Below are 13,291 nucleotides of genomic sequence, written 5' to 3'. Positions count from 1 at the left end.
ACGTGGTTGCTCGTTCGCGAGGCGGGCCCCGCCCAGGGAGTGCTACCAGGCCTCCTTGTCCGGCAAAATCGGGGCCCACACTTGTGCCGCCTGAGCGTGGAGCGTGTCTTTGGCATGGATCATGCCCCTTATCTTGAACGCTTTCGCATTGGCATTCGCGTCCCGCGGATGCCGGTATGCATCCTTGCGATGCTCAGCATTGCCTGTCTCATCGGAACCAGCGCGGCATTTGCGCAAGCGCACAATTCGGCGGCGGCGACAGAGGGCTTGCGCCAACTCGCCGGAACTCCGGTTGGGGAGGTGCTCGACAGCCTTCGTGCGCAAGGATTGACGTTCATTTACAACACGCAGCTGGTGCCGCCGCAGATGCGAGTGCTGTCCGAGCCCAGCGCCCGCGGTGGGGTTGCCATGGCGGAAGAAATCCTGGCGGCTCATGGCCTGGGCGTAAGGCGAGTGACTGCGGGTGTCTTTGCGGTCGTTCCGGGCGGACGAAAGATTGTCGCGCCCGCGCCCGCGCCCGCGGCGGCGCCACCGCGGATAGAAGAAATCGTAGTGCAAACCAGCCGCTACGCGCTGCGCTCGGAATTTTCCGCGGCAGAGACGTTGCTGACCTCCAATGACATCCAAAGCTTGCCCAGTCTGGGCGAAGAGCCGCTGCGAGCAGTACAGAGGCTGCCGGGCGTGGCTGGAAACGGGTTCTCCAGTCTGGGGGCGGTTCGCGGCGGTGAGCCCAATGAGACCGCGATCGTGCTCGATGGCTTGCGGCTGTACGAGCCGTTTCATCTGAAGAACTTCCTGAGCCCCGTCAGTCTGCTCGATTCCAGGGTCATCCGGAGCCTGCAGGTGTACTCGGGCGGATTTCCGGTGATTCACGGCGATCGTATGAGCGCCATCATCGACGCAGCGACGATCGGCCCGGAGCAGCCGACCTACTATGAGGCGGGATTGAGTCTATTCCACGCAAACCTGCTGGGCTCGGTGCAATTCGATGAGGGCCGAGGTCGCGGCCTCGCGTCGTTCCGGCGCAGCAACCTCGGCGAACTGGCGCAGTTCAGCGAACAGGATTTCGGCAAGCCGGAATATCTCGATGGGTTGGCCAGGTTGGACTACCGGCTCAACGATGCATCGCGATTTTCCGTCGAGTATCTGGCGTCGAACGATCGCATCGTTGCACTCAGGAACTCGGCTACCGAGCGTGCGGAAACCGAGTATCGCAACAATTATCTATGGGGCACTTTTCAGCATGACTGGAACGATGGCGCGCGCAGCCGGCTCATCGTTTCATACACCGACATCTCCAACGAGCGCGAAGGTCGCATCGATGAGCCCGGAAGACGCGGCGGCAGTGTGCACGACTTTCGCAATTTCCACGTGGTCGGCTTGCGAGTCGACAACGAGTTCCGGGCTTTGGGACTGGAGCATCGACTCGGTTTCGAAGTGCGGCGCCTGTGGGGACGTTACGACTATCGCAGCAATGTTCGTTTCGAAGCAGGCTTGCCATTTCCCAGCGAGCCCTCTCGAGAGCTGCGACGAGCGGCGGCGCCGAAACCCGACGGGTTCGAATCCGCTGCATGGTGGGATGGCCAGCTGACGCTTGACGATCGCTGGACGCTGCAGGCCGGTGTGCGCGTTGATGCGCAAACTTATGATGGATCGGGCGACCACGAACAGATCGCGCCACGGCTGAATGTGCTGTATGCGTGGAACGATGCGACCCGGATTCGTGCAACATGGGGACGGTTCCACCAGGCGCAAGCGATCAACGAGCTTCAGGTCGAAGACGGGGTCGATCGGTTCCAGAGAGCACAGCACGCGGACCAGGGAATCCTGGCCGTCGATCATACGTTCGCACACGGCCTGGACCTGCGGGTCGAAGCTTATCGCAAGGTGTACAAGCAGATCCGTCCTCGTTTCGAGAACCTCTTCAATCCGCTGGTGTTGTTGCCGGAGACCGAGTTTGACCGTGTGATGGTCGCACCGAGCAGTGCTCGCGCCGAGGGCGTTGAAGTGCTGCTTCGCTGGGACTCCGGCGGTCCGTGGCGCGCATGGATCGGCTATACCTGGTCGCAGGCCAGCGACACGATTGAAGATCGCCGCGTGCCACGCAGCTGGGATCAGAAACACGCGATCAATGCTGGCGTCGGCTGGGCGAGCGGGCCTTGGTCGGTCGCCATCACCGATACCTTTCACACCGGATGGCCAATCACGACGATGACGATCGTCGAGACGGCCGATGGCCATCAGCAGCCTTTCGTAGGTGAACGAAATGCTGCGCGGCTCGGCGACTACAACTCGCTCGATCTACGCGTCACCCGTACGTATGCGCTGCCGCGTGGCGCACTCGATGTGTTCTTCGAGGCAAGCAATCTGCTTTCTCGCCAGAATGAGTGTTGTGTCGAGTATACGATCTCGAGGGCGCCAGATGGGTCGCTGTCCCTGAGAGAGGAAGTGGATCATTGGCTGCCGCTGGTCCCCTCGATCGGCGTGCTCTGGCGCTATTGATTGGATGAGGCGCAGAAGTGGCGTGAACCTGTGATTCACGTCCACGGATAAACGACTATTAACTGATTGTCATCTGGCCGGCGACTGATTGCGCCTCCCGGGGGCGTCCTACAGTGCACTTCAAGCACTGAGGCCAGCTCGAATATGACCGGAGCAGGACTGGAACCCGGACCGGAGCCAGCGCCCGAGGATGGCGCGCGTGGTTGCCACTTCCAGCAGGTTTGCCTGTATCACGCAGACGATCCTCGACGCGAAGAGCTGGAACGGTTCATCTACGAGGCTTTCGCGTTGAATCACGGGGCACGCGTGTGCTCGTTCATGCCGACGCTGTTGGCCATGCGAAACGATGCCGGGCGCATTTGCAGTGCCGCCGGCTTCCGCTGTGCAGCCGAACAGCAGCTGTTCCTGGAACGCTATCTCGATGAACCCATCGAGCATGCCATTGCATCGTCCTTGGGGCAGCGGACAACTCGATCGCAGATCGTCGAAGTCGGCAATCTCGCCGGGCTCAACTGTCGCTCGGCCATGCGTCTGGTGATCGAGTTGCCACGCATATTGCTCGATCGCGATTACCGCTGGATCGTTTTCACCGCGACGGATACGGTAAGAGCGTTGCTTGCAACGTATAGCGCACGACTGCTCGATCTGGCTCCGGCTACAGCGGTGCGAGTCCAGGACAGCGCCGACGATTGGGGCCGCTACTACGAGTCGCACCCGCGCGTCATGGTCGGCCATCTCCCTAATGGCTTGGTCTTGCGCCATCGCCGCAGCAAGGAATGAGCATGTCCGCCACGGTGCTTGACTCGGTGTACGAGATCGAGGGGACGCTACCCGCGATCCACGATGGCTCGCTGCGTCTGAGCTACGCTGAAGTGCAGCGCTGTGTCGCATCGGAGCGACGCTGGTTGCAGTCCTTGGGTGTTCGCCGCTGTGCGTTGCTAGCTGACAATGGCGCGCGTTGGATCCTCAGTGACCTCGCTCTGCTGGCCTGCGAAGCTGTCAACGTTCCTCTTCCTCCTTCTTTCACAGCGGAACAGATCGAGCATGTGCTCGGCGACGCCGGTATCGAGTGGATACTGACGGACCGTCCCGAGCGCTTCGGCCGAGATCATCCGCAGTTCTTGTACGTGGCTCGGTCCCACCAAACCGGCTTGACGCTGCTGCTGCGAAATCGCAGGCCACGCAGTCCGGCGTTGCCGAACGATATTGCCAAGGTGACCTATACGTCCGGGAGCACGGGCGCTCCGAAAGGAGTGTGCCTGAGGTGGCGCGAGATCCAGGCTGTCACGGACTCGCTGGTCGAGGCGATTGCGGGGCTGGAGGTACGAACCCATCTCTGCATTCTGCCGCTTGCCACGCTGCTGGAGAACATCGCGGGCGTCTACGTCCCGCTGACTCTGGGAGCCAAGGTCATTGCGTTGCCTGCCGAAGCTACCGGCGTCGGCTATGACGGACTAAATCCGAAGCGGCTGTTCCAGGCGCTGGATGAAACGTTACCTGAAAGCATCATTGTCGTGCCCGAGCTGCTGCGTGCGCTGGTTCATGGGATTCGCAGTGGTTGGCGCGCGCCCGCGTCACTGAAATTCATCGCGGTCGGCGGCGGCGCCGTCTCGAGGCAGTTGATCGAGCATGCGCGTGCCGCTGGCTTGCCGGTGTTCCAAGGTTACGGGCTGAGCGAGTGCGCGTCCGTGGTGTGTCTCAACACTCCCGGATGTGACAAACCGGATAGTGTTGGACGGCCGCTGGCGCATGCACGGGTGCGTGTGGATGAGAACGGCGAGATCTGCGTCGCTGGCGCAGTCATGGCGGGTTACCTGGGTAGCCCTGAGCTGCGCGGTGAAGTGCGTACCGGGGATCTCGGTGAGATCGACTCCAACGGCTTTCTCCATGTGCGCGGCCGCTTGAAGAGCATGTTCATCACCAGCATGGGGCGCAATATCACGCCGGAGTGGGTGGAAAGCGAGCTGACATCGGAGCCCGAGATTGCACTCGCGATGGTGAGCGGTGAAGCGAGGCCCCATCCAGTGGCTCTCTTGGTCGCCAGCGCCGGCGCGGACGAGATCTCGATCGTCGCGGCCGTCGCCCGTGCGAATTCACGGTTGCCCGACTATGCCCGCGTACGCCGCTGGGTCTCATTTCCTGAAACACCGTCCCTGTCCAACGGTCTGCTGACCGCCAACGGCCGGCTGCGACGCGAGCAGATCGCGGCGAAGCATCACCAGCTCATCGATTCCCTATACGACCATGAAAACCTCCTCTATGTTTCATGAACGGCTGTCGTCTCTAACCGCGGCTGGCCGCGAGTACCTCGTCAGTGCTCCGATCATTCGCCGGGCGCTGGCCGGGCAGATCCAGCGCGATGAGTACATCGCGTTTCTAACCCAGGCATTCCATCACGTGCGTCATACCGTGCCGCTGATGATGGCCGTAGGCTCACGTTTGCCGCCCCGACTCAACTGGTTGCTGAAGGAGATCATTCACTATACGGAAGAGGAGGAGGGGCACGAGCAATGGATTCTCAATGACATCGAGGCGTGCGGCGGGGATGCGTCTGCCGCGGCCAGGAGCACGCCATCTTTTGCTACTGACGCAATGGTTGTCTATGCCTATGACACCGCCACGCGTCGCAATCCGGCCGGATTCTTCGGCATGGTGTTCGTGCTCGAAGGCGCTAGCGTGGCGCTCGCATCCGATGCGGCTGATCGGATACAGGCGTCGTTGCAGTTGCCGAACGGGGCGATGACGTATTTGCGCAGTCACGGTCAGTTGGATCGGCAGCACGTTCAAGATCTCTTCTCGATCCTGAATCGATTCGACGAGGAACAGGATCGAGACGCCGTAGAGCAGTGCGCGCAGGTGATGTTCCGGCTGTATGCAACCATGTTCCGCGAGTTGGAGCATCAGCCAGCGGCTTCCCTCGAGCGGAGATCGGCATGAACCTGCACGGCAAGCGCGTACTGGTGACGGGGGCGAGCGGCGGCATCGGCCGAGCATTGGTCGCCAGGCTATTGGACGAGGGCGCGCAGGTACTGCTGAGCGGTCGCGATCGCGCCACGTTGTTGCAGGTCGTCGAGCACCATGCCGAACGCCGGCGAGCAGCTGTTTTCGCCGCGAATATTGCGAGCGCGTCGGATCGGGCCAGGCTTGTCGAGTTTGCTTCACGCTGGCTGGGTGGTATCGAGATTCTCATCAATAACGCGGCGGTGAACGACTTCATCCTGTTGACGGCCCAATCCGCCGAGTCGCTGGATGCCACCGTCGCGACCAATCTCATTGCGCCTGTCGACCTGTGCCGTCGCTTGATTCCGTGCCTGGCGCGCAGTGAAGACGCGCATATCGTCAATATCGGCTCGGTGTTCGGCAGCCTTGGTTTCGCGGGGAACAGCGTCTACTGCGCCACGAAGTTCGGCCTCCGCGGCTTCTCAGAGGCGCTCCGGCGGGAACTGGCGGACAGCACCATTCGTGTTCACTATTTCGCTCCGCGTGTCACGCAGACCGCGTTCAACTGCGACGCCGTTAACGACCTGAACAAAGTGCTTGGCAACGTGGCCGATGAGCCCGCGGATGTGGCACGCCAGATCGTCCAGCGGCTACAGGCGGGACAACTCGAATGTGTCCTCGGCTGGCCGGAGAAGTTCTTTGCTCGTCTGAATGCATTGCTACCGCGTGTGGTGGACAGGGCACTGCTGCCGAAGCTGACCACCATCCGCGAGTTTGCCAGCCAGCCGGGATCAGCGTCGGCGGCGGAGCCGGCGCACGCATTCGTTACAGCCAAAGCGAGGGAAATCCGATGAGTATCCAGAGACTTTGCGGCCTGGTGCTGCTCTTGATTGGCAGTGTGATGGTGGCCCGCGCCCAATCCCCGTTCGACACCGAGCTTGAACACATCCAGCAGCAGTGGGCGATCGCCAACTATCAAATCACAACCAAGAAGGAGAAGCTCCAGGCATTCGAGGCGCTCGCCGCCGAGGCGCATCGGTTCTCCACGGAGAACCCGCAACGGGCGGAGCCGCTGATTTGGGAAGGCATCGTGCTGAGCACCTATGCCGGAGCGAAGGGCGGCGTTGGCGCGTTGGGTCTGGCCAAGAAGTCCCGTGCCGTGCTCGAGGCCGCGCTCGAGATCGATGACAAGGCCCTGGGCGGTTCGGCCTATACCAGTCTGGGTGCTCTGTACTCGAAGGTGCCCGGATTTCCGCTCGGCTTCGGTGACGATAACAAGGCGCAGGAGTTACTGGCCAAAGCGCTGGCGCTGAATCCGGACGGCATCGATCCCAACTACTTCTACGCGCAGTATCTATGTGATCGCAACGAGTGTCGCGACGCCTTGCGCTACCTGCAGCGCGCGGCTGACGCGCCGCCGCGCCCGGGTCGTGAACTGGCAGACGAGGGACGGCGTCGTGAGGTCATGGAACTGATGGCCAAGGCGCGCTGAGGGGGTGCACCGGGCGCGATTGCTTCTCCACGTGGGCGGGTTATCAGTTAGCGATCTCCTGATCGCTCAGGCCGCAGCTGCATTTCGGCGTCGTAGTCTCGCTGTGAGCCAATGCTTCGCCGCGCCGATCACATGCAGCACGGCGAGCGCCACGAGAATGTTGAACAGCGTTTCGTGGACTTCCTCCAAGGTGTCTTCTCCCGCCAGCACGAATCTCGGCACCTCGAACCAGTTGAAGAACCGCAGCGGCTCATCCTCGACGGAGGACAGCGCCCAGCCGGTGATGGGAATTGCAAAGAGCAGCACGTAGAAGCTGAAGTGCACTGCGCGCGCCAGCGCGATCTCGTACGTTCCCATATCGTCAGGCCAGGCAGGTGTGGCATTGACGAATCTCCACAGCAGGCGCATGACCGCAAGCAGCAGGACAGTCAATCCGATGGATTGATGCAACGTAAGAGCGTCCAAACTCGATCCAGGAAGCGGGCTGGAGTCCTCGTTCGCTTCCGCGAGCAACCATTGAGCCAGAATGGCCAGCACGATAACCCAGTGGAATGTCCGACTGACGACACCGTACGCGGACCGTGTGTTGAGCAGGTTCATACGATTTGCCTCTGAGGCGCAGCAGGAAGTTCATGGCCTCCTACGCTCTCGATCCCGCAAGCGTGCCCGTTCGAAGCGCCATGCGTGCGTTGCTCGACGGCCTTGCTCGGTCTGTGAACGTCCAGCCGATGACCCGAACGTACGCTTCGTGGTGATTGCAGCACATCCGAGAAACAGGAACCCGGTTGCGTACTGCCCCGGAGGCCATGCGTTCTCGGTGGGATTGCCCACAGCCGCTGCTTGAATCCGAACGTGTACAGCGAGAGCGAGACCATCCAGACGAGCATCGCGCTCCATATGTCGTGGGAGACGAAGTGTGCGCCGCGAGCTTGCTGTGCGAAACCAAACACCAGACCCATTCCAAGCCCGATGGCCAGGCCCATCCGCGCGGCGCGGCGGCTGCGCTCGCGTAATAGAAAGTACAAGGCCAGCGATGCGTAACCGGAGCTGGCGTGTGCGGCAGGGAAGCAGTGCGCCTGTCGAAGGAAGGCTGGGCGATGCTCGAAGAGGTGGATAAACGGAAATGCACCACCAAACTCCGTGAGGTCGCGCGGACAGTCCACGTTGGTCACGGCCTTCAGAAACGCGACCAAGCCGATCGATAGTGTCAAAGACATGATGAAGAACAGTGCAGGACGACGCAGCCGCTGCAACGGCGGTCGCAGCCAGCTGGCGACCCAGATCAGGATGGCGAACGCACCGATCGCACGTATGAGCCAACTGCCGCCTCGGTGCACGAGCTCATTCGTCCACCAACTGCCGGTGCCTATCCACTGCAGGCTACCTTCGTCGTAGAACAATGCGTGTGCGATAGAGAGATCCAGCGAACTGGCGGCGAGCAGCGGGGCAATTGACGCAAAGAGCAACAATGGCGCGCGGAGCTGACGCCAGAAAAAGATACGAGCGGGCATGCGTCAGAATGATTTCCGGGTTTCAATCAAGAATTGGAGTGAATCGATGTCGCTGGTGCGGTTCAAGGGCATCGCCAGATCGATGTGCAGTACATTACCAAGCCCCGAACGTGCGCTGCCCAGGCGAAGCCCGACGCCCACGTCCTCGAGCCAACCGGCTGGGGCGGTGGCATGCTCGTCCTGTCCCCAGGAACGGCCCGCGTCGACGAACAGGGCGGCGCCCACATTGAAAAGCTTGAGGGGTTGCCACGAGCTGTAGAAGCGCTCTTCCAGCGTCAGCAGCGCGTTCGCCTTTCCCGCCTGATAGCGCAGTGGATAGCCGCGCAATCCCGTATCTCCGCCCAGCGTCAGTTGTCGTTCGGGATCCAGATTCGATGTGAGGGAAGCGGTGAGCGAGGCAAAGAATACTCTGCGCTCGGACTGCCGCAGGTAAAAGCGACTGTTCACATCGAGAACGCCGTCGTTCAGCTCACTGCCTTCTATACGGCCCCGCCACCCCAGCGAGTTGATCAAGTAGCGCTCATGGCCAAGCTCCAGACCATCCTGTAGCGCCCCCTCGATGACCAGCGCGTCACGCGTGGAGCCGAAGGCCGTGCTCGCGAATCCAACCTGCATCCGAGCGCTGCGCCCCAGATAAACATCTTCTGTCCGGCCGATCTGATCGAGATTGCGCGTGCTCAGGTAGTTGTCCTCCAGAATCTCGATGCCGACCCAGGGGTAGGAGAGCGTGCGCGCTTCGGGAATGTCGACCTCAGGCTCATTCTCGTGCCTGGTGAACGTGCGCGCGTCGTAGCGGAAGCCACCCAGGTAGCGAATGGTCCAGCCGTCACGAAGTCCCGGGGAGATGCCGCCGCCCACACTGACCTGCTTCTCATGCATGTCGAAGCGTTCGATGCGCTTGCCTAGCGAGTAGCGCGACACGGCGCTGTCTTCATCCGACAGGCCAAGATTGGCGCTCCATCGGGCATCGAGTGCATAGAACGGCCGCGTCAGCTCAAGGGCCTGCTCGGAGCCATCGCTCATCGAGGAGTATGCCGTCGTGAGGTTCCACCAACTGCCGAGCAGGTGCGGGTCTGTGTAGGCGAGGCGCCATGCCGTGCGATCCACGTCGTTCGAGCGGGCCAGCGAAATCTGCTTGCCCAACCCAAGAAAGTTCGTGTCCTCGAATTTCACTCTGGAGCTGTTCTCGCCGCCTTTGCGGCCAAACGAGATGCCGGGACTGAGTGTCCACACATCGTGGACTCGGACGTGAACGTCGACGGTGTTGTCCTCGTTGTATCGCACCACCGTCACGGTGGCGTCGTTGAAGTATCGCTGCCCCCGCAACAAGCGCTCGGTTTCCTCGAGGACGCGTCGGTGAAACGGCTCACCAGTACGAAACAGCAGTTGCTGCCGAACCGTGGCGTCATGTGTAGAGATGTGCAGCCCATTGACGACCCGATAAGGGGTCGACAGCGACAGCGTGCTCTCGAATACATCATCGACCTGAATGTCTATACGACCGATGCGTGCGCCACGTTTCTCGAGTTCCACATCGGTCGGCAGGGAGGCGGGGGCGACCGGCTTTGCGATCAAAAATGCGAGCTTCGTGTCTTCGCTTCGCGCCAGGGGCGCGCCGATCAGCGTCGCCGCCGTGGCAGCGGCGAGAGCAATCCGGGCGAAACAGTTCATCGATCCCCCAACGCGTCGCATCAAAGCTGCGAGTGCTCGCGGCTTCAGCGCTGCTCAGGATGTTTGACGCGACACAGTGGCCAAATCAATCGCATGACCGCCAGTCACTCGCTGCCACTGCCTTGGCGGCAGCCGGTAATCAGGTCCAGCTTGGGGTCGTAGACCTGGTTGAGTATCTCGGCAGCGCCGAGCACGGTGTGATAGAAGAAGTCGTGGCTCACCGGTTGGCGAGCGGCATCCCGCAGGCACTCTGGCCGTAGCCGAGTGCGGTTCAAATAGCCATCGGAAGCCCATAGCAGCATGGGGACTTGCTTTTGCACTGCCGGCGCGAACGGGTACGGCATACCGTGCAGGTAAAGCCCGTTCTCGCCTAGGGATTCGCCGTGGTCCGAGACATACAGTAGTAGACTGTCGATGTGCGCATCGGCCGCCTGCAACAGACTGATCTGCCGTGCCAGCACGTGATCCGTATACGCTATCGAGTTGTCGTAGGCGTTCGCGATCTCTTGCTGGCTGCAATGCTGTAACTGGTTGGATCGGCACGCGGGCAGGAACCGTTCCTGCGATGGGGGATAGCGCTCGAAATACGATGGGCCGTGGCTACCCTTCTGGTGAAATACAATCGCGGTGTCATGACGGATCTTGCGCAACGTATCGGGTAGGTCTGTCAGCAGGATTTCGTCGTAACAGTTGGAGGCGGAACACAGAGATGAGGCTTGGGTATGGGTGTAGTCGATAGTCGCCACGCGGGCGCAGACTCCTTTGCATCCGGAGTTGTTGTCGCGCCATTGCACCTCGAAGCCGGCTTTTACCAGCGAGTCGAGCAGATTGGCGTAGCGTTTCGCTTCGGATACTTTGAAATCAGATCGGCCGAAGTGCGAGAACAAGCACGGTACGGATAGGGCAGTGGACGTGGCGCAAGCTGACACGTTCGAGAAATAGACGAGACTCGGTATCTGCGCCAGCTCGGGGTTGGTGGAACGCTGGTAACCCCCGAGTTGGAAGTTCGCCGCGCGGGCTGTCTCACCGATAACCAGAAACAAGACGAGCGGCTTTGAGGCAACGGCAGAAGTGTGTTCTATGGCTCCCGCGGCGTCGATCAATGGCTGATTCGGGGCTGCGTCACTTGCAGCTAGCAGCGCCGCCATGCTGACGATCTGTGCCGCCGGATTGAGGGTGTAGCGAACCGGCTTGTGTTCGCGGAGGAACGTGGCGTACTGGGCCGAGTTGGCAATCATGCCGATCACGGCCATTGTCACGCAGGCGATGATGGCGATCCCGCGTTGCGCGAGCTGCTTGCGCCAATGAATGCGCGGCAGCCGAATTCTCCATACCAATGCTGCGGGCAAAATTCCCAGCAGGATGACATGGATCGCTACATCCGCGTTCAGCAGCGAGAGCGCCTCAGTCGCGTCTGTCTGCAACACGTTCCGCATCATGTCCTGGTTCATGATGGCGCCGTAGACCTCGCCAAAGTATCCACCGAGCGCGGCGACAACGAACATCACGCTCGCGAGGAAGCGCATCAGGCGGCGCGTTGGACAGACCAGCAACGGCAGTGCCTGCAAGGACAACCCGAGCACGAACAGTGACACAGTGAACAAAAGAGTGCGAGGATTCAATTGCCACATGGCGTCGAACGTCAAACGCCAGAAGTGCGCGTTGTAGAGCAGCAACCAGAGGAATGAAACGCCGAACGCGAAGGCCACGTCGGAAGAACACGAAAGCCCAGTAGCCCATGCCTCGCGCAAACGCGCGTATAGGGAAAGCGAAGTGGACGGGAGCTGCTGCGAAAACATCGTCCGTTGGACGACGAATACGGCGCGCATCAATCGGAAAATATTTCAGAATGAGCGCGGTTGATTTTCCTGAGTGGTTGCGTCTAACGGCGGATCGGGCCAGTAGCTAGTTCGCGGCTCAGATCTGTCGACTTGAGCACGGGGTCGCAATCAAGTTGCTCTGGCTTCCCCTTCGCAGAATCAACCTCGCGGTTGCCTTGCCTAGCGCTGGCTTGCGGCGACGAGCTTCTCGACAGCTGCTGGCGGCAGGTTCCAGCGTCCGGCCAAGGCGATCACGGCTTGTGATCCCTGCTCGGCAGGCCGTGGATGTGATGCGGGTGTGCCGCTGAAACGCGGTGCAGGCGCATTCTGCATTTGACCGCAGACGTCGACGAATGCGTGACGGGCTTGGTTGTGAGGATGAAATGGCGCTTCAGTCAACGACAGCACGGGCGCGAAGCAAACATCCGTGCCCTCCAGCAAAGCACACCATTCGTCGCGGGTACGTTTGCGGAAGATCTCCGCCAGCCGCGGCTTCATCGTTCTCCAGACATTTTCATCCAAGCCTCGAGCGCTGGTCATGCCAGTGTGCGCGATGTCGCTCTCCGCCAGTTCCAGCTTCTCCATGAGCAAAGCAAAGAACTGCGGTTCGAGCGAGCCGATGCTGATGTACTTTCCGTCGCTGGTTACGTAGGTATCGTAGTAGTGGGCGGCGCCGGAGAGCAGGCTGGCGCCTACGCCGTCTGGATGCATGCCGCCCGCTTTGAAGCCGATGCTCATGGCCATGAGCGCGATGGCGCCGTCGACCATCGCGGCATCGACAACCTGCCCCTGTCCGGAACGGCGTGCTTCCAGCAGCGCGCAGACGATGCCGAATGCCAACATCATGCCGCCACCACCAAAGTCGCCGACCAGGTTCAATGGAGGAACCGGCTTCTCCCCGGCGCGTCCGATGCCATGCAGGGCGCCGGTGAGAGCGATGTAATTGATGTCATGGCCGGCGGCGTTCGCCAGCGGCCCGGTTTGTCCCCAACCGGTCATGCGGCCGTAGACGAGTTGCGGATTGCGCTGCAAACAAACATCGGGTCCGAAGCCCAATCGTTCCGCGACGCCAGGACGATAGCCTTCGAACAAGACCTCGGCGCGTTCCACCAATTGCAGCAGCGTCTCGCGGCCGAAATCGCTTTTTAGATCGAGCGCCAGTCGCGTGCGATTGCGGGTCAGTGGCTCATGGCGTGTATCGTTGGCGGTGCTGCGTTCGATTGTCAGCACGTCGGCACCCATGTCCGCAAGCATCATGCCGCAAAAGGGACCGGGACCCAGCCCGGCGACTTCTATGATACGGACGCCGCTCAACGGACCGCCGCGGTTTGTTGGATGGTTCATAGGGTCAGAGG

11 protein-coding genes are annotated in these 13,291 nt (G+C 61.1%); 6 read left to right on the top strand and 5 right to left on the bottom strand.

What is annotated here, in order from left to right; genetic code table 11:
- The first annotated feature begins 300 nt into the window (after nt 1–300).
- The 6 genes from VGE08_RS00420 (at nt 301) to VGE08_RS00395 (ending at nt 6,934) form a co-directional block, all read left to right on the top strand.
- Nucleotides 301–2,502 (top strand): TonB-dependent receptor plug domain-containing protein, encoded by a 2,202-nt coding sequence (locus tag VGE08_RS00420; RefSeq protein ID WP_331065865.1) that lies wholly within the window; start codon nt 301–303, stop codon nt 2,500–2,502.
- Nucleotides 2,503–2,646: 144 nt separating this feature from the next.
- Nucleotides 2,647–3,282, top strand: a complete 636-nt coding sequence (locus VGE08_RS00415) for a thermostable hemolysin (RefSeq protein WP_331065864.1) — start codon at nt 2,647–2,649, stop codon at nt 3,280–3,282.
- Entirely contained in the window at nt 3,279–4,772 is a 1,494-nt protein-coding gene (locus VGE08_RS00410) for an AMP-binding protein (RefSeq protein WP_331065863.1), read from the top strand. The genes VGE08_RS00415 and VGE08_RS00410 overlap by 4 nt, the downstream gene beginning before the upstream one ends.
- Nucleotides 4,747–5,439: an iron-containing redox enzyme family protein gene (locus tag VGE08_RS00405; protein WP_331065862.1), complete on the top strand. Its 693-nt coding sequence runs from the start codon at nt 4,747–4,749 to the stop codon at nt 5,437–5,439. Before VGE08_RS00410 ends, VGE08_RS00405 begins: the two co-directional genes overlap by 26 nt.
- Entirely contained in the window at nt 5,436–6,296 is an 861-nt protein-coding gene (locus VGE08_RS00400) for an SDR family oxidoreductase (RefSeq protein WP_331065861.1), read from the top strand. The genes VGE08_RS00405 and VGE08_RS00400 overlap by 4 nt, the downstream gene beginning before the upstream one ends.
- On the top strand, nt 6,293–6,934 hold the full coding sequence (locus VGE08_RS00395) for a hypothetical protein (protein WP_331065860.1): 642 nt from the start codon (nt 6,293–6,295) through the stop codon (nt 6,932–6,934). The genes VGE08_RS00400 and VGE08_RS00395 overlap by 4 nt, the downstream gene beginning before the upstream one ends.
- 66 nt (nt 6,935–7,000) lie before the next feature.
- Here the strand turns inward: VGE08_RS00395 and VGE08_RS00390 are convergent, their stop codons facing one another.
- The 5 genes from VGE08_RS00390 to VGE08_RS00370 form a co-directional block, all read right to left on the bottom strand.
- Complete coding sequence (locus VGE08_RS00390; RefSeq protein ID WP_331065859.1) at nt 7,001–7,534, bottom strand: cytochrome b; 534 nt, start codon at nt 7,532–7,534, stop codon at nt 7,001–7,003.
- A complete protein-coding gene (locus VGE08_RS00385; RefSeq protein WP_331065858.1) occupies nt 7,531–8,445 on the bottom strand; it encodes a phosphatase PAP2 family protein in 915 nt (304 codons plus the stop codon). Before VGE08_RS00385 ends, VGE08_RS00390 begins: the two co-directional genes overlap by 4 nt.
- Before the next feature lie 3 nt (nt 8,446–8,448).
- Nucleotides 8,449–10,116 carry a BamA/TamA family outer membrane protein gene (locus VGE08_RS00380; protein ID WP_331065857.1) on the bottom strand — a complete coding sequence of 556 codons (1,668 nt, stop codon included), beginning with the start codon at nt 10,114–10,116 and terminating at the stop codon, nt 8,449–8,451.
- Between the two features lie 104 nt (nt 10,117–10,220).
- A complete protein-coding gene (locus VGE08_RS00375) occupies nt 10,221–11,825 on the bottom strand; it encodes a phosphoethanolamine--lipid A transferase (protein WP_331065856.1) in 1,605 nt (534 codons plus the stop codon).
- 291 nt (nt 11,826–12,116) lie between these two features.
- Nucleotides 12,117–13,280, bottom strand: coding sequence for a CaiB/BaiF CoA-transferase family protein (locus tag VGE08_RS00370; protein WP_331065855.1), 1,164 nt, complete (start codon nt 13,278–13,280; stop codon nt 12,117–12,119).
- Between the last annotated feature and the right edge of the window lie 11 nt (nt 13,281–13,291).

Source organism: Steroidobacter sp. (assembly GCF_036406195.1).
GTDB lineage: Bacteria > Pseudomonadota > Gammaproteobacteria > Steroidobacterales > Steroidobacteraceae > Steroidobacter.
The sequence above is the reverse complement of the archived record's forward strand: the minus strand, read 5'-3'. Positions and strand labels throughout refer to the sequence as shown.